20 protein-coding genes are annotated in these 15,650 nt (G+C 61.3%); 17 read left to right on the top strand and 3 right to left on the bottom strand.

All coding sequences use genetic code 11. The features are described from left to right. Positions 1 to 34: 34 nt before the first annotated feature. From ACR0E2_RS04950 to ACR0E2_RS04875, 16 genes are all read left to right on the top strand, one after another. Positions 35 to 1,195, top strand: coding sequence for a phage portal protein (locus ACR0E2_RS04950; protein ID WP_480445455.1), 1,161 nt, complete (start codon positions 35 to 37; stop codon positions 1,193 to 1,195). Then, a complete protein-coding gene (locus tag ACR0E2_RS04945; protein WP_171231429.1) occupies positions 1,188 to 1,406 on the top strand; it encodes a GTA head formation protein, RCAP_rcc01685 family in 219 nt (72 codons plus the stop codon). The genes ACR0E2_RS04950 and ACR0E2_RS04945 overlap by 8 nt, the downstream gene beginning before the upstream one ends. Positions 1,407 to 1,432: 26 nt before the next feature. Further along, the gene (locus ACR0E2_RS04940) at positions 1,433 to 1,978 is read left to right on the top strand and encodes an HK97 family phage prohead protease (RefSeq protein WP_480445453.1); all 546 of its coding nucleotides are present in this window, start codon (positions 1,433 to 1,435) and stop codon (positions 1,976 to 1,978) included. Positions 1,979 to 2,012: 34 nt separating this feature from the next. Then, positions 2,013 to 3,191, top strand: a complete 1,179-nt coding sequence (locus tag ACR0E2_RS04935) for a phage major capsid protein (RefSeq protein ID WP_480445452.1) — start codon at positions 2,013 to 2,015, stop codon at positions 3,189 to 3,191. A gap of 170 nt (positions 3,192 to 3,361) precedes the next feature. Further along, complete coding sequence (locus tag ACR0E2_RS04930) at positions 3,362 to 3,961, top strand: head-tail connector protein (protein WP_480445451.1); 600 nt, start codon at positions 3,362 to 3,364, stop codon at positions 3,959 to 3,961. After that, positions 3,958 to 4,296, top strand: coding sequence for a phage head closure protein (locus ACR0E2_RS04925; RefSeq protein ID WP_480445449.1), 339 nt, complete (start codon positions 3,958 to 3,960; stop codon positions 4,294 to 4,296). Before ACR0E2_RS04930 ends, ACR0E2_RS04925 begins: the two co-directional genes overlap by 4 nt. After that, a complete protein-coding gene (locus ACR0E2_RS04920) occupies positions 4,293 to 4,706 on the top strand; it encodes a DUF3168 domain-containing protein (protein ID WP_480445448.1) in 414 nt (137 codons plus the stop codon). The genes ACR0E2_RS04925 and ACR0E2_RS04920 overlap by 4 nt, the downstream gene beginning before the upstream one ends. A gap of 20 nt (positions 4,707 to 4,726) precedes the next feature. After that, entirely contained in the window at positions 4,727 to 5,140 is a 414-nt protein-coding gene (locus ACR0E2_RS04915; RefSeq protein ID WP_480445447.1) for a phage major tail protein, TP901-1 family, read from the top strand. Between the two features lie 4 nt (positions 5,141 to 5,144). Next, on the top strand, positions 5,145 to 5,465 hold the full coding sequence (locus ACR0E2_RS04910) for a gene transfer agent family protein (RefSeq protein ID WP_480445445.1): 321 nt from the start codon (positions 5,145 to 5,147) through the stop codon (positions 5,463 to 5,465). Then, complete coding sequence (locus tag ACR0E2_RS04905) at positions 5,462 to 5,671, top strand: rcc01693 family protein (RefSeq protein WP_152458311.1); 210 nt, start codon at positions 5,462 to 5,464, stop codon at positions 5,669 to 5,671. Before ACR0E2_RS04910 ends, ACR0E2_RS04905 begins: the two co-directional genes overlap by 4 nt. Beyond that, the gene (locus tag ACR0E2_RS04900; protein ID WP_480445444.1) at positions 5,658 to 6,320 is read left to right on the top strand and encodes a phage tail tape measure protein; all 663 of its coding nucleotides are present in this window, start codon (positions 5,658 to 5,660) and stop codon (positions 6,318 to 6,320) included. The genes ACR0E2_RS04905 and ACR0E2_RS04900 overlap by 14 nt, the downstream gene beginning before the upstream one ends. Before the next feature lie 15 nt (positions 6,321 to 6,335). Further along, positions 6,336 to 6,968, top strand: coding sequence for a DUF2460 domain-containing protein (locus ACR0E2_RS04895; RefSeq protein ID WP_152458309.1), 633 nt, complete (start codon positions 6,336 to 6,338; stop codon positions 6,966 to 6,968). Continuing rightward, on the top strand, positions 6,968 to 7,855 hold the full coding sequence (locus ACR0E2_RS04890; protein ID WP_480445442.1) for a DUF2163 domain-containing protein: 888 nt from the start codon (positions 6,968 to 6,970) through the stop codon (positions 7,853 to 7,855). Before ACR0E2_RS04895 ends, ACR0E2_RS04890 begins: the two co-directional genes overlap by 1 nt. Continuing rightward, a complete protein-coding gene (locus tag ACR0E2_RS04885) occupies positions 7,852 to 8,298 on the top strand; it encodes an NlpC/P60 family protein (protein ID WP_152458307.1) in 447 nt (148 codons plus the stop codon). The genes ACR0E2_RS04890 and ACR0E2_RS04885 overlap by 4 nt, the downstream gene beginning before the upstream one ends. Continuing rightward, on the top strand, positions 8,298 to 12,413 hold the full coding sequence (locus ACR0E2_RS04880; protein WP_480445440.1) for a baseplate multidomain protein megatron: 4,116 nt from the start codon (positions 8,298 to 8,300) through the stop codon (positions 12,411 to 12,413). The genes ACR0E2_RS04885 and ACR0E2_RS04880 overlap by 1 nt, the downstream gene beginning before the upstream one ends. Then, complete coding sequence (locus tag ACR0E2_RS04875) at positions 12,413 to 12,709, top strand: DUF7742 family protein (RefSeq protein ID WP_152458306.1); 297 nt, start codon at positions 12,413 to 12,415, stop codon at positions 12,707 to 12,709. The genes ACR0E2_RS04880 and ACR0E2_RS04875 overlap by 1 nt, the downstream gene beginning before the upstream one ends. On the opposite strand, the gene ACR0E2_RS04870 is transcribed toward ACR0E2_RS04875, so the two are convergent. Continuing rightward, a complete protein-coding gene (locus tag ACR0E2_RS04870; RefSeq protein ID WP_171228355.1) occupies positions 12,690 to 13,028 on the bottom strand; it encodes a TraR/DksA family transcriptional regulator in 339 nt (112 codons plus the stop codon). The two genes, ACR0E2_RS04875 and ACR0E2_RS04870, sit on opposite strands and share 20 nt — an antisense overlap. Positions 13,029 to 13,111: 83 nt before the next feature. Between ACR0E2_RS04870 and cysE the strand changes: the two genes are divergently transcribed. Beyond that, a complete protein-coding gene (gene cysE / locus ACR0E2_RS04865; protein ID WP_171639287.1) occupies positions 13,112 to 13,921 on the top strand; it encodes a serine O-acetyltransferase in 810 nt (269 codons plus the stop codon). 4 nt (positions 13,922 to 13,925) lie between these two features. Here the strand turns inward: cysE and ACR0E2_RS04860 are convergent, their stop codons facing one another. After that, positions 13,926 to 14,096, bottom strand: coding sequence for a hypothetical protein (locus ACR0E2_RS04860; RefSeq protein ID WP_171639288.1), 171 nt, complete (start codon positions 14,094 to 14,096; stop codon positions 13,926 to 13,928). A gap of 226 nt (positions 14,097 to 14,322) precedes the next feature. Beyond that, on the bottom strand, positions 14,323 to 15,636 hold the full coding sequence (locus ACR0E2_RS04855) for a pyruvate dehydrogenase complex dihydrolipoamide acetyltransferase (RefSeq protein WP_480445438.1): 1,314 nt from the start codon (positions 15,634 to 15,636) through the stop codon (positions 14,323 to 14,325). Positions 15,637 to 15,650 lie beyond the last annotated feature (14 nt).

Below are 15,650 nucleotides of genomic sequence, written 5' to 3'. Positions count from 1 at the left end.
AAGCCGGGCAGAGCGGCGGCAGAAAGGAGCACAGATGGTATTCGATTTCTTGCGTCGTGGATCGGCTGAAGCGGCGCACGAGGCAAAAGCAAGCGCGGCTGGGCCGGTGGTGGCGTGGCAGACGGGCGGGCGCGTGGCCTGGAGCCCCAGGGACGCGGTGTCGCTGACGCGGACGGGGTTTTCAGGGAACCCGGTGGGGTTTCGCTCCGTCAAGCTGATTGCCGAGGCGGCGGCGGCTTTGCCGTTGGTGTTGCAGGATCAGGCGCAGCGGTTTGATACCCATCCGATCTTGTCCCTGATGCGTCGTCCGAATGCGGCGCAGGGGCAAGCGGAGTTGATGGAGGCTCTGTTCGGGCAGTTACTGCTGTCGGGCAATGCCTATGTCGAGGCGGTTCAGGCAGAGGAAGGCCTGCCGGTCGAACTGCATGTATTGCGTTCCGACCGGATGAGCGTGGTGCCGGGCGCGGATGGCTGGCCCAAGGCATATGACTATGCGGTGGGTGGTAAAAAGCATCGCTTCGCAGCGGAAAACATCTGTCATATCAAATCGTTCCATCCGCAGGATGACCACTATGGGTTCTCGCCGATGCAGGCAGCGGCGATGGCGATTGATGTGCATAACAGCGCGTCGCGGTGGTCGAAATCGCTGCTGGACAATGCGGCGCGGCCATCGGGGGCGCTGGTGTGGAAGGGCGATGGTCACGGGGTGATGGCCGAGGATCAGTTCCGGCGTCTGTCGGATGAGATCGAACAGAACTATCGCGGGGCACGCAATGCGGGCCGGCCGATGGTTCTGGAGGGGGGATTGGACTGGAAGCCGATGGGCTTTTCGCCCTCGGACATGGAGTTTCAGAAGACCAAGGAAGCCGCCGCCCGCGAGATCGCGCTGGCCTTTGGGGTCCCGCCGATGCTGCTGGGGATCCAGGGCGACGCGACCTATTCGAACTATCAGGAGGCCAACCGGGCGTTCTATCGCCTGACCGTTCTGCCCCTGGTGACGCGGGTGGCGGCGGCGGTGTCGGACTGGCTGGCGGGCTTTACCGGCGAGGAGCTGGTGTTGAAGCCTGACATGGACCAGGTGCCTGCGCTGTCCGCAGAACGGGATGCGCAATGGGCGCGGGTCAACGGGGCCGACTTCCTGACCAACGCCGAGAAGCGTGCCTTGCTGGGCCTGCCGGAGCGTGCGGATGGGTGAGGGGTATCCCTCGTTCGAGTGCGCGCCGGGTCTGCGTCTGGCCGCGCACGAACGGGTGGCCGAGATCCAGCATGCACATCTGTGTCGGCGCCTGGATCAGATCGAAGAGATGATGGAGCGGCTGGAGCGCCGGCTGTGGCTGACGGTTTATGGCGTGGCGGCGGTGATCCTGGCGCAGGCGTTTCAATCTCTCTTGGTGGTATCGCCATGAGTTCAATGAGTTACGTGGAGAAGTTCATGGATTTGGAGCACAAGTTCGCAAGGTTCGGTGGCGGTTTGTCGGTTACGGATGATGCGGTAATCGAGGGCTATTCCAGCCTGTTTGGGCAGGTCGATCAGGGCAGTGACGTGGTGCAGCGTGGCGCCTATCGCGGTTCGCTTGACAGGTTGGCCAGGGCGGGGCAGCGCGTCAAGATGCTGTGGCAGCATGATCCGGCGCAGCCCATCGGCGTGTGGGACGAAGTACGCGAGGACGACAAGGGCCTGTGGGTCAAGGGGCGTCTGCTGGAGAGCACGCAGAAGGGCCGCGAGGCGGCAGAATTGATCCGGGCAGGTGCGATGGATGGTCTGTCGATCGGCTACCGCACCAAACGGGCTGTGAAGAATGACAAGGGCCAGCGGGTCCTGACCGAACTGGAGCTGTGGGAGGTGTCATTGGTGACCTTCCCGATGCTGCCCAGTGCGCGGGTGGCGGCGAAGGGAAGGACACCTGACGCCGAGGAAGCCCTGCGCTGTATTGCCGACGTATTCAACGATGCCCGGCAGGAGCTGGCGCGGAACTAGCGCGCCTCAAAACCACTCAGAACAGGACATGCTGATGAGCAAGACCGAAACCCCGGCCTTGACCGGAGAGGGTGCGCCCCTGGTTCAGGAGGTGAAGCAGGCGATGGCTGGCTTCGTGAATGAATTCAAGGGACTGAAAGCCGAAGTTAATACTAAACTGCAACAGACAGAAGAGCGACTGACCATGCTGGATCGTAAATCAACAATCGCGGCACGCCCGCATCTTGCCGCTTCGATCGAAGACGGAGCCCCGCATCAGAAGGCATTTGACGCCTATGTGCGGTCCGGCGAAGATGACGGGCTGCGTGGCCTCGAGATGGAGGCCAAGTCCCTGTCAACAGCGGTCAACAGCGATGGTGGCTATCTGGTTGATCCGCAGACTGCCGAGACGATCAAGTCGGTTTTGAACTCGACCGCCTCGATCCGTTCGATTGCATCGGTCGTGAATGTCGAGGCAAATTCGTTCGACGTGTTGATCGATCACACCGATGTAGGTGCGGGCTGGGCTGACGAAAACTCGGCCACAGCGGAAACCGGAACACCGTCGATCGATCGCATCTCGATCCCGCTGCACGAGCTGAGCGCGCTGCCCAAAGCGTCGCAACGTCTGCTGGATGACAGTGCCTTCGACGTCGAGGGCTGGCTGGCCGGGCGCATTGCCGACAAGTTTGCACGCGCCGAGGCGGCGGCATTCATCAACGGCGATGGCGTCGACAAGCCCAAGGGGTTGATGATCCACCGAGCGGTGCCGAATGATGGCTGGTCGTGGGGCAGCATTGGCTATGTCGCGACCGGTATTGATGCGGGTATTGATGCGGATGCGATTGTCGATGTCGTTTATGCGCTGGGCGCGCAGTACCGGGTCAACGGGACCTTCGTGATGAATTCGAAGACCGCAGGTGTGATCCGCAAGCTGAAGGACAGCGATGGCCGCTTCCTGTGGTCCGATGGTCTGGCCGCAGGTGAGCCGGCGCGTCTGATGGGGTATCCGGTTCTGATCGCCGAGGACATGCCGGATGTGGCAACCGACAGTTTCTCGATAGCCTTTGGTGACTTCCAGGCTGGTTACACCATTGCCGAGCGTCCTGATCTGCGCGTGCTGCGCGACCCGTTCAGCGCCAAGCCACATGTCCTGTTCTACGCGACCAAGCGCGTCGGCGGCGATGTCAGCGACTTTGCTGCGATCAAGCTGGTGAAATTCGGCACCGCCTAACGCGGGCTGAATCCGGGGGGCCCTGGCCCCTCGGACGGCGGGCGCGGGCCGGAGTGAGATCCTCTGCGTTGTCTAGCTGCTCCCCTCCGTCCGAGCAACGTGGGGTGGCGCGTGCCCGCCATTTTCCAAGGATGGGGCCCTGGAGGGGTCCGAGATTGCGGAGTGAGTGGATGATGTTGATCGAAGAGACCGCCATCGCGGATGCGGCGCTGCCGGTGGATCAGTTCAAGGCGCATCTGAGGTTGGGCACGGGCTTTGCCGAAGATGATGTGCAGAATGAAGTGTTGAAGGGGTTCCTGCGAGCCGCCATCGCGGCGATCGAGGCGCGCACTGGCACGGTTCTGATCACACGGGATTTCTCGTGGAGTTTGAACAGGTGGCGCGACCCGTCGGGTGAAGTTCTGCCTGTGGCCCCGGTGGTTTCAGTGCAGGCCGTGACGCTGGCTGACAAGCAAGGAGCCGAAAAAGTTGCGGACGCCGCGACCTATCGCCTGGAGCATGATAGTCAGCGGCCCCGGATCCGCCCATGGGAATCCAGCCTGCCTGCCATCGAAACGGGTGGTTCCGTAAAGATTTCGTTTGTCGCGGGGATGGCGCAGGATTGGGGCGGGCTGCCTGCCGATCTTGGGCAAGCCGTGCTGCTGCTGGCGGCGCATTACTATGAATACCGGGATGAAACCTCATTGGGCGCTGGATGTATGCCCTTTGGTGTCACCAGCCTGATCCAGCGCTATCGCATGGTGCGTTTCGGGGCGGGGGTATCGCAATGAATACGCCGCATCTGAACCGTAAATTGGTGCTGGAGGCGCCAATGCGAAGTGCTGATGGGGCGGGGGGCTATACCGAAACATGGGCTGCGATGGGGACACTGTGGGCCGAGGTGACGGCGCGCAGTGGCGCCGAACGGCAGATCGCCGGAGCGTCCGTTTCGCGTGTCGGGTACCGCATCGTGGTACGTGGTGCGCCCATGGGATCTTCGGTGCGCCCCGCGCCAGATCAGCGGTTTCGCGAGGGAAATCGCTGTTTCGTAATCCGGGCCGTGGCCGAGCATGATCCGCGCGGCAAGTTCCTGACCTGTTTCGCAGATGAAGAGGTGGCGGCATGAGCTATGGCGTTTCCGCCGCTTTGCAGGCGGCCGTGTATCAACAGCTTTCAGCGGACGCAGCAGTCAGCAGCCAATCGGGGGGCGCGATCTATGATGCCGTACCCGCGGGAACCGTGCCGCAGACCTATGTGACGCTGGGCCCCGAAGAGGTGCGGGACGCGTCGGACCGAACAGGCGCGGGCGCGATACACCGCTTCACCGTTTCGGTGGTGTCCCAGGAGGCAGGGTTCGGTGCTGCCAAAACACTGGCGGGCGCGGTGTATGACGCGCTTGAGAACGCGCCACTCAACCTGGTTCGCGGGCGTTTGGTGGGGCTGTGGTTCGAGCGGGCCTCGGCCCGGCGCACCGGGACCGGCGGCACCATCCGCCAGATCGACCTGAAGTTCCGCGCCCGCGTGGAAGATGACTAAGCAATCAACGGAGAGAGCACATGGCTGCCCAGAACGGAAAAGACCTGTTGGTCAAAATGGATATGAACGGTACCGGCCTGTTCCAGACCATCGCGGGGCTGCGGGCCACGCGCATAAGTTTCAATGCTGAAAGTGTGGATGTCACGAGTCTGGAAAGCCAGGGTGGATGGCGCGAGCTTTTGTCCGGGGCGGGGGTCAAATCGGCTTCGATTTCTGGCTCTGGCGTGTTCAAGGATGCTGGCACGGATGAACGCGCGCGGCAGTTGTTCTTTGATGGCGAAACTCCGGCCTTTCAGGTCATCATCCCTGATTTCGGGATTGTAGAAGGCCCGTTTCAGGTGACCGGCATCGAGTATGCGGGCTCGCACAACGGGGAAGCGACCTACGAGATGAGCCTGGCAAGCGCCGGTGCTTTGACCTTCACGGCGCTGTAATCCGATGGCCAATCCGTGGACGGGCGAGGTGGCTTTGACCATCGATGGGGAACGGCGGGTGCTCAAGCTGACGCTTGGTGCTTTGGCGGAGCTGGAGCAGGAGCTGAATGCTGGGTCGCTGGTTGAGCTGGTGCAGCGATTTGAGGGCGGTGCGTATTCCAGTGCGGATGTTCTGGCGCTGATCGTTGCCGGTTTGCGGGGCGGTGGCTGGAACATTGCCCGGGCCGACCTGATGCATGCCGAGATCGAAGGCGGCCCCATGGCGGCCGCCAGAACAGCAGCCGAATTGTTGGCGCGCGCCTTCATGGTGCCGGAGGGCGCATGAGCGGGTTCGACTGGCCTGCCCTGATGCGGGCCGGATTTCTGGGGCTGCGACTGACGCCGGATCAATTCTGGCGTCTGACCCCGGCAGAGCTGCGGCTGATGCTGGGGCAGGGTTCCGGAGCGCCCGCAATGAACCGGGCGGGGTTGGACGCTTTGCTGGCCGCCTATCCGGACAAGACACAAGGAGAGCGTGATGACAGATCGTGACGGGTTTGAGGACCTGCAAGAACGAGGCGAAGCGCTGGGCGATTCCCTCGGCGATGCTGCGACTATGGCGGCAGCGTTTGACAGCCAGATGAAGCGCATCAGCGCCGCATTTGAAGAGACCGGCAAGGATGTCGCCACGCTGGAGCGCGGCATGTCCAGCGGATTGCGCAAGGCCTTCGATGGTGTCGTTCTGGATGGGATGAGCCTTTCCGGTGCGTTGGATGTCCTGAAGAACTCTTTGATCCAAACGGCTTATGCGGCTGCGATCAAGCCGGTGACGGACCACTTTGGCGGCATGCTGGCCAACACGGTCGGCGGGTTGGTGAAAGGAATTCTGCCCTTTGCCGATGGCGGCAGCTTCAGCCAGGGCCGGGTGATGCCCTTCGCCAATGGCGGTGTGGTCAGCGGCCCGACCATGTTTCCCATGCGTGGCGGCACCGGGCTGATGGGAGAAGCCGGGCCAGAGGCGATCATGCCGCTTGCGCGCGGGGCCGATGGCAAGCTGGGCGTGCGGACGCAGGGTGCCGGGCGTGCCGTGAATGTGGTGATGAACATTTCGACACCTGACGTGCAGGGGTTCCGCCGCTCTCAGGGGCAGATTGCGGCCCAGATGAGTCGCGCGCTGGGGCGCGGCAATCGCAACAGGTAAATCAGGGAGCAGCTGATGAATTTCCACGAGGTGAGATTTCCCGCCAGCCTGAGCTTTGGCTCGGTCGGGGGGCCGGAACGGCGCACGGACATCGTGACGCTGGCCAATGGTTTTGAAGAGCGCAACACGCCCTGGGCCCATTCGCGTCGCCGATATGATGCGGGGCTGGGGATGCGGTCGCTGGACGACATCGAGACACTGATTTCGTTCTTCGAAGCGCGGCAGGGCCAGATGTTCGGCTTTCGCTGGAAAGACTGGTCGGATTTCAAATCCGGCAAGGCCACGGCGGACATCAATTTCGGAGATCAGGTGATCGCGAAAGGCGACGGAACACGCACCGAATTCCAGTTGATCAAGACCTACCAATCGGGTGGGGTAAGCTATGCGCGCCCCATCGTGAAACCGGTATTGGGGACGGTGCGTCTGGGGCTGGATCAGGATGAGGTCCGCGAGGGCGTGGATTTTGACGTTGATCTGACGACGGGCAGGGTCACGTTCGCGGACCCACCGCCGGAAGAGGTCGATATCACCGCGGGTTTTGAGTTTGATGTGCCGGTGCGTTTTGACACCGACAAAATCCAGACCAGTGTTGCCAGTTTCCAGGCCGGCGACGTACCGAACGTTCCAGTGGTCGAGGTGCGCATCTGATGGCTGAAGATATTAAGGGTCTGCACGCGCATCTGCAAAGCGGGTTGACAACGGTCTGCCGCTGTTGGGCGATCAAACGCACGGACGGGCAGGAATACGGTTTCACCGACCACGACACGGAGCTGAGTTTTGACGGGTTGACCTTCAAGGCCAGTACCGGCCTGACGGCCGCCGCCATCGAGCAGGCCACGGGCCTGTCCATCGACAACACGGAAGCGATGGGCGCCCTGTCTGACGCGGCCATTCGCGACGAGGATATCGAAGCGGGGCGTTTTGACGGGGCCGAAGTGCGCGCCTGGCTTGTCAATTGGGCAGATCTGGATCAGCGCGTCCTTCAGTTCCGTGGTTCTATCGGTGAATTGCGCCGCTCTGGCGGCGCGTTCCATGCGGAATTGCGTGGCCTGACCGACTTGCTGAACCGCCCTTTGGGGCGCGTTTACCAAAAGCCTTGCACGGCTGTGTTGGGGGATCGGGCCTGCCGGTTCAACACCGACGCGCCGGGGTATTGGTTCGACGGTGTGATCTCGGGTTTCGATGGCGGCACCCTTTTGCATGTTGTAGGAGGCCAGACCATTGAAGAAGGCTGGTTCGAACGGGGGCGCGTGGATGTTTTGTCCGGTTCTGCCAAGGGGTTGTGGTCTTCGATCAAGAATGACAGGCAGACGGCAACCGGGCGCGAGATCACGCTTTGGTCCGGTTTCGGGGCAAGCCTGGCGATCGGCGACAGTGTGAAACTGCGGGCAGGATGCGACAAACGCATGGAAACCTGCCAGTTCAAGTTCAACAACTTTCTGAATTTTCAAGGGTTTCCAGATCTTCCGGGCGAAGACTGGGTCATGGCTGTTCCCAAGAAAAGCAAAGCCAATAGCGGAGGCAGCTTACGGTGACGATACGTAGAGAGGATATTGTGACAGAGGCGCGCAATTGGCTTGGAACGCCTTATATGCATCAGGCCTCGGTCAAAGGTGCCGGTGCGGATTGTCTGGGCCTGTTGCGCGGCGTTTGGCGCGCCGTGATCGGGCGGGAACCTGAATCTGTTCCGGCCTACAGCATGGACTGGTCCGAACCGCAGGGTGAGGAACGGATGTGGGTGGCTGCCAGACGGCATCTGGTCGAAAAACCAATAGGCGAGATGGCATCGGGGGATGTTCTGCTGTTTCGGATGCGCGATGCAAGCGTCGCCAAGCATCTGGGCATCGTCAGTACCACGCACCCCGAGCCGCGCTTTATTCACGCGTATTCCGGCCACGGCGTCGTGGAGAACGCACTGAGCAGGCCTTGGTGCCGCCGTATCGTTTCCTGTTTCGAATTCCCGATGGAGATGCATTGATGGCCACTATTCTTCTTTCTGCAGCCGGGGCCGCGCTGGGCGGTTCGATCGGGGGCACGGTTGCGGGCCTTTCAACCGCAATTATCGGTCGGGCCGTTGGTGCGACGGTCGGGCGGGTCCTTGATCAGAAGTTCTTTAACCAGTCCGTTATGGGCAGCGGCAGTGAAGTCGTTGAAACCGGCCGTATGGATAGGTTTCGGTTGACGGAAACCGGCGAAGGTGTGCCGGTGACCACCGTGTTTGGCCGTATGCGTGTGGGTGGTCAGGTCATTTGGGCTTCGGATTTTCTGGAGACCCAGACGACCACCACAGAGGGTGGCGGCGGCGGGGGCAAGGGGAAACCCAAGACCCCTGAGGTGACTACGGTCACGTACAGTTACTCGATTTCGCTGGCGATTGCGGTCGGCGCCGGTGAGATTGCCGATGTCGCGCGCATTTGGGCGGATGGAGAAGAGCAAGATCGATCCAGCTTCAACATGCGGGTTTACCATGGCACGTGGGATCAGTTGCCGGATCCTCTGATCGAGGCGATTGAAGGCGCGGGAACAGTTCCAGCGTATCGCGGAACCGCCTATGTCGTGATCGAGGACTTCCCGCTCGGCGCTTTCGGCAACCGGGTGCCGCAGTTTTCATTTGAAGTTGTGCGCCCCACGCAGCGGGACATGCCCGATCACGACAGTGCATTGCCTCAGATCGTGCGCGGGGTCGCCATGATACCGGGGACCGGAGAATACGCTCTGGCCAGCTCTCAGGTGAATTATTCACAATCTGGCAAGAGCTGGCCTGCAAACGCACATTCCGCGTCAGGCACCTCGGATCTTGTCTCCTCGACCCGAGCGCTGGAAAGCGAGTTGCCCAATTGCGATGCTGCATCATTGGTGGTGTCGTGGTTCGGCGATGACCTGAGATGCGGACATTGCAAGATCCGGCCAAAGATCGAACAGCGTGAGAACGACAGCAGCGATATGCCCTGGATCGTATCTGATCAGGCCCGAAGTGACGCCGGGCTTGTGGTGCGACAGAACGGCCGCCCGGTCTATGGGGGGACTCCGGCCGATGCGGCCGTGGTCGAGGCGATCCGGCATCTGAACCAATCCGGCAAACGGGTGATGTTTTACCCCTTCATCCTGATGGAGCAATTGCCGGGGAACGGGCTGCCTGATCCCTGGTCGGATGCATCAAGTCAGCCACACCTGCCATGGCGTGGGCGGATCACCCTGGATGTGGCGCCGGGGCGTCCGAGTTCCGTGGACCAGACGGCATCGGCCGATGCACAGGTCGCCGCGTTCTTTGGAACAGCACGTGCGCAAGATTTTGCAATCAACCAGGATACGAACGGATCGGGCGGCACCGGCGGTGGCTCGGGTGGTCTGGTCAGGCCCAGACCGGGTGGTCGGCCTGACGACAGAGGGGATACCGGTTTAACCTGGGTCTCCGGGGGCGGTACCTTTGGCGGGCTGCTGGGGGACAGCGGTGTCACGGCCAAAGAAATCATCACATATTCCGGCCCTCAGGAATGGGGCCTGCGGCGTTTCATTCTGCACTATGCCATGCTGTGCAAGGCTGCCGGCGGCGTTTCGTCGTTCTGCATCTCGTCCGAGATGCGTGGCCTGACCCAGATCAGAGGGGCTTCGGGCTTTCCGGCCGTTGTACAACTTCGCGCCTTGGCGGCCGAGGTGCGTCAAATTCTGGGGCCGAACACCAAAATCGGCTATGCAGCGGATTGGAGCGAGTATTTCGGATACCAGCCAAAGGGCACCAGCGACAGGTATTTTCACCTCGACCCTCTCTGGGCGGACGACAACATCGATTTCATCGGCATCGACAACTACATGCCGTTGTCCGATTGGCGCGACGGTGAAAACCATCTGGACGCCGAGGCCGGCGCGCCTTCGATCTACGACCTGGGGTATCTTCGCAGCAATATCGAAGGCGGTGAAGGGTATGACTGGTACTACGCCTCTCCGGAAGAGGCGGAGGCGCAGATCAGGACTCCGATCGAAGATCAGGGGCATGACGAGCCGTGGATCTGGAGATACAAGGACCTGCGCAACTGGTGGTCGAATCCGCATCACGAACGGATCGGAGGCGTGCGTCAACCCAACCCGACCGATTGGGTGCCCGGCTCGAAACCGATCTGGTTCACCGAGTTGGGGTGTGCGGCAATCGACAAGGGCACGAACCAGCCGAACAAATTCCTGGACCCGAAGTCATCGGAATCGTTGTTGCCCGCGTATTCAAACGGGCTGCGCGACGACTTCATTCAGGTTCAGTATCTGACGGCGATGCTTGGCTATTGGAGCGATCCGAAGGTCAATCCGATCTCGGACATCTATGGCGCGCCGATGCTGGACATGGCAAACGCGTATGTCTGGGCATGGGATACCCGTCCGTTTCCGACCTTTCCGAACCTGAAAAGCCAGTGGGACGATGGCGAGAACTATCCCAGAGGGCACTGGCTGAACGGTCGGTCCGGGTCTCGCACGTTGGCCTCCGTGGTGACCGAAATCTGCCACGGTGCAGGTGTCACGGATATAGACGTCTCTGGTCTGTACGGTGTGGTCCGCGGGTATGTCATCGAAGACGTGACGAACGCTCGTTCCGCCTTGCAGCCGCTGATGCTGCGCTATGGGTTTGATGCGATCGAAAGGGATGGAGTGTTGAAGTTCCAGATGCGCGACGGGTACGGCGCGGTTGCCTTGAACCCCGACCATCTGGCGATCAGCAGTGATCTTGAGGGCACGGTTGAACACCGGCGCGAGGCCGAGGCCGAAATGACCGGGCGCGTTCGTCTGCGCTTTGTTCAGTCGGACGCGGATCATGATGTCGTCGCGGAAGAGGCGGTTCTGCCCGATGATCGCACCCATTCCGTATCCGTGAATGAAATGCCTCTGTCCATGACCCGCACCGAAGGGCGGCAAACGGCCGAACGCTGGTTGAGCGAAGCCAGAGTTTCCCGTGATACGGTTCGGTTTGCGCTTCCGCCGTCTCAAATGCACCTGGGGGCAGGGGATCTGGTTCGTTTGACGGATGCTGAAACCGGGCCGGTGTACCGGATCGACCGGTTGGAATCCGCCGACCTGCAACTGGTTGAAGCGGTCCGGATCGAACAGGGCGTGTACAAAGCGTCCGAATTGAATGACGACCCGGCAACGGTCAAACCCTATGCGGCGCCGGTCCCCGTGCTGCCGGTTTTTCTGGATCTGCCCTTGATCACGGGGGCCGAGGCCCCTCATGCGCCCTATCTGGCCGTTACCGGGGATCCATGGCCCGGGGCGGCAACAGTCTATTCCTCGTCCAGTGACGATAGCTATCGCCTGAGCGACGTCATTGCACAGCGGGCAGTGGTCGGCGTGACTGAAACACCGCTGAGACGCGCCAGTGTCGGTGTCTGGGATGAGGGCCCTGCCTTGAAGGTCAAACTGCTTGCAGGTCAGTTGGAATCCCGCCCGCGCAGCTCGGTGATGAATGGCGTCAATCTGGCTGCAATCGGTGACGGAACACCCGGTAACTGGGAGGTTTTTCAGTTCGCTGACGCGGCGCTCGAGGCCCCGGATGTATACGCGTTGTCCGGGCGGCTCAGGGGTCAACTGGGAACAGACGCCTTGATGCCTGATGTCTGGCCGGATGGATCGGTATTCGTGCTGCTGAATGACAGGGTGCAACAGATCAGCCTGCTGCGAAACGAAAGGCGTCTTGCCAAACATTATCGCATTGGGCCTGCGACCCGCGGCTATGATGATCCGTCCTATCAACATCTGATTGCCTCGTTTGCAGGCAACGGATTGCGCCCCTATGCGCCTGTGCACATGCGGGTTCGGTCTGGTGCCGCCGGGGATGAGCTTACGTGGATCCGACGTGCCCGAACGGATGCGGATGACTGGTCGGGGCTGGAGATTTCCCTGGGCGAAGAAACCGAATCCTACCTGGTCCGTGTCGTTGCGGGTGGAACCGTTCTGCGTGAAGAACTGACATCCGAACCAAGGTGGACCTATTCGACGGCCATGAAAGCGGCGGATGGTCTGTCCGGGGGCTATGAGGTCGAAGTGGCCCAGGTATCTGCTGTATTCGGACCGGGTGCCTGGTCGCGTCTTGCGGTTGGGCAAGCTGCCTGATGCGGCCGGTTCTGCATGGAGATGTCAGTGCTGCGGCGCGCGCCTTGCTGGCCGTGCCGCAGCCGGACAGGGGGGCTTTGTGTGTGCGGATGATCCACGAGGCGGAATTGGCCGATAGGCATTTGGAGCGCACGGGCAAGCTCCACCCGGTTTACGGCAATGGTTCTCTCATGGCCGTTGCGCGAAACAGGGCCCTGGCCGATGAACCCGGGTTTGACGATCTGCAATATTGCCAGTGTTTTGAGATGGTTCTGCACCAGCTTGCGAGATTTCAGGCTAGCCGGACGCGCAGCTGACGCATTTGCTGGCGGCCAGATCCAGAGTCAGCCGCCCATCCGGAATCCGCTCGCCGCAGTCTTCGCAATATCCGAACTCGCCCGCTTCAAGCCGGTCCAACGCGGCCAGAAGCCGGCGTGTTTCCACATCGCGATTGGCCTGCTGTGCCTTGGCCATGGCCTGATTTTGCAGCGCATCCATGCGGCTCAGCCGTCCAACGGCCTGTTGATCCAGCTCGACAACGGCCTGGGCCTGCTGCCCCGACGCTGACATCTGCTGCAATTCCGCCAATCGCTCGCGAATTCGTGTTTCGAAATGGGTGCGCTCTGACTCATTCATTTTCGTTACATGACCGATCATGGGTTTGCGTTTGGTCTTTTTGCCACTAAATGGCATTCTAGGCGCAGTAAAGGATCAAAGCCATGTTCGAAAAGCGCAGCCATGTGACACCGGTTGATCCGGTCTGGACCCGTATCACATCCGAGGCCCATGCGGCCGTCGAGAAAGAGCCCCTCATGGGGGGGCTCGTGCACGCCTGTATCCTGCATCACCGCAGCCTTGAACGCGCGCTTTCATATCGGGTGGCGGCGAAGCTGTGCTCGAACGAAATGTCGATGATGGTTCTGCGTGAAATCGTGGATGAGGCATATGCCGACGATCCGGGTTTGCTCGAAGCTGCTCGGGCGGACCTTATGGCCGTTTACGAACGTGACCCGGCCTGTCATCGGCTGTTGCAGCCGATCCTGTATTTCAAAGGGTACCAGGCCATGCAGGCATATCGCGTGGCCCATTGGTTGTGGCGCAAGGGGCGCTATGATCTGGCCTATTTCTTCCAGATGCGCTCATCCGAGATTTTCGGGATCGACATTCACCCGGCAGCCAAAATCGGCAAGGGCATCATGATCGACCATGCCCATTCCATCGTGATTGGCGAGACAGCAGTGGTGGGCGACAACGTGTCGATGCTGCACTCGGTGACGCTGGGCGGAACCGGCAAGGAAGAAGAAGACCGTCATCCAAAAATCGGAGACGGTGTTCTGATCGGGGCCGGGGCCAAGGTGCTGGGCAATATCTCCATTGGCCATTGCAGCCGCATCGCCGCAGGTTCGGTGGTGCTGCAAGAGGTGCCGCCCTGCAAGACGGTCGCCGGTATCCCCGCCAAGATCGTGGGGGAAGCCGGGTGCGACCAGCCTTCGATCTCGATGGATCATATGCTGGGCAAGGATCAGTAACAGCTCAGCGAGAGCGGTTGGCGCGTTTGTCCAACCGCTTGCGCCGCTGTTCTTCCCGTTTTTGTTTGCGAAGCTCTAGCCGTCTGTCCTGTGCGGCTTTCTGCCGGGCAATCGCGGCCGGATCGTTTGGCTTGAACTTTGAATGCTCACCCGTATAGCTGTTGGGCTTTGCCATGGCACATTCAGGTGCCGTGGCTGCGGGTATCGCCAAAACAGTCAGGCTGAGAATGAGATTTCTTGAGAGCATCGCGCACCTGCCTTCCGTCTGCTTCTAAAGGAAGGAAGTGGGGCGCTTGGATACATCGGGCAATCGGTGCCCCGATCACGCAAGTTCAATTCAATGCAAACACTTGAGGCTGCCCGCGCTCCGGCTGTCCGGGGCGCGGGTATTCTTTGGGTTGTCAGGCCAGCATGACCATCGGGTTTTCCAGGTTGTCGACAATAGCCTTGAGCAGTTCTGCCCCCAGCGCGCCGTCGATGACGCGGTGATCGACGGACATGGTAACGGACATTACGGTTGCCACCGTCAGTTCTCCATCATCCCCGACAACGGGCTTTTTCACGCCGGTACCCACCGCCAGAATGCCGGCATGAGGCGGGTTCACGATGGCGTCGAAATTGTCGATGCCGAACATGCCGAGGTTCGAGATGGCAAACGTGCCACCCTGATACTCGTGCGGTGCCAGTTTGCGCTCGCGGGCACGGGCGGCGAGATCCTTCATCTCGGTCGAAAGCGCCGACAGAGATTTCATGTCGGCGTCCTGAAGAACCGGGGTGAACAACCCGCCCTCGATCGCGACCGCTACGGCCACGTCCGACGGCTTGAGTTGCAGCACGCGGTCACCCGCCCAGACGGCGTTGCATTCGGGCACCTGCTGAAGCGCGTTGGCGACGGCCTTGATGATGAAGTCGTTGACGCTCAGCTTCACGCCACGGCCTTCCAACTGCTTGTTCAACTGGCTGCGGAACTTCAGCAGCGCATCCAGCTTGATGTCACGGCGCAAGTAGAAATGCGGGATGGTCTGTTTGGCCTCGCCCAGTCGCGCAGCGATGGTTTTCCGCATACCGTCGAGCTGAATTTCTTCGTACTCGCGGCCCTCATACATCCGCGCGACCATATCGGCGGACGGTCCAGAGGCCGCCGTCGGTGCGGTCGCAGGCGCGGCCGCTGCGGCTGCCGGGGCAGGAGGCGTCGCAGTGGCCGTCGCGCCTTCGACATCCGCCTTGACGATGCGGCCATGCGGGCCAGAGCCTGTGATCTGTGCCAGATCGAGGCCTTTCTGCGCAGCGATCCGTCGGGCCAGAGGGGAAGCAAAGATGCGACCGCCATCCGCCTTGACCGGAGCGGCCGGCGCAGGGGCAGGGGCGGGCGCCTCGGACGCCGCAGGGGCGGCGGCCTCGTTGCCCGGGTCGGCTGCGGGGGCAGCCTCCGGGGTCTTGGCCGGGGCCGCGGCGATGTCATCGGCGCTTTCGCCATCTTCCAGCAAAATCGCGATGGCGGTGTTGACCTTGACCCCTTCGGTGCCTTCGGGGATCAGGATCTTGCCGACGATGCCTTCATCGACGGCTTCGAACTCCATCGTGGCCTTGTCGGTTTCGATCTCGGCCAGCAGATCGCCGGAGGAGACGGTGTCGCCTTCCTTGACCAGCCATTTGGCGAGCGTGCCTTCCTCCATGGTCGGCGAAAGGGCGGGCATCAGAATTTCGGTGGGCATCTGTCTGTCGCTCC

The sequence above is a fragment of the Ruegeria sp. A4 genome (genome assembly GCF_056543025.1).
Note: the sequence above shows the minus strand (reverse complement) of the source record. Positions and strands in the feature narration are given on the sequence as shown.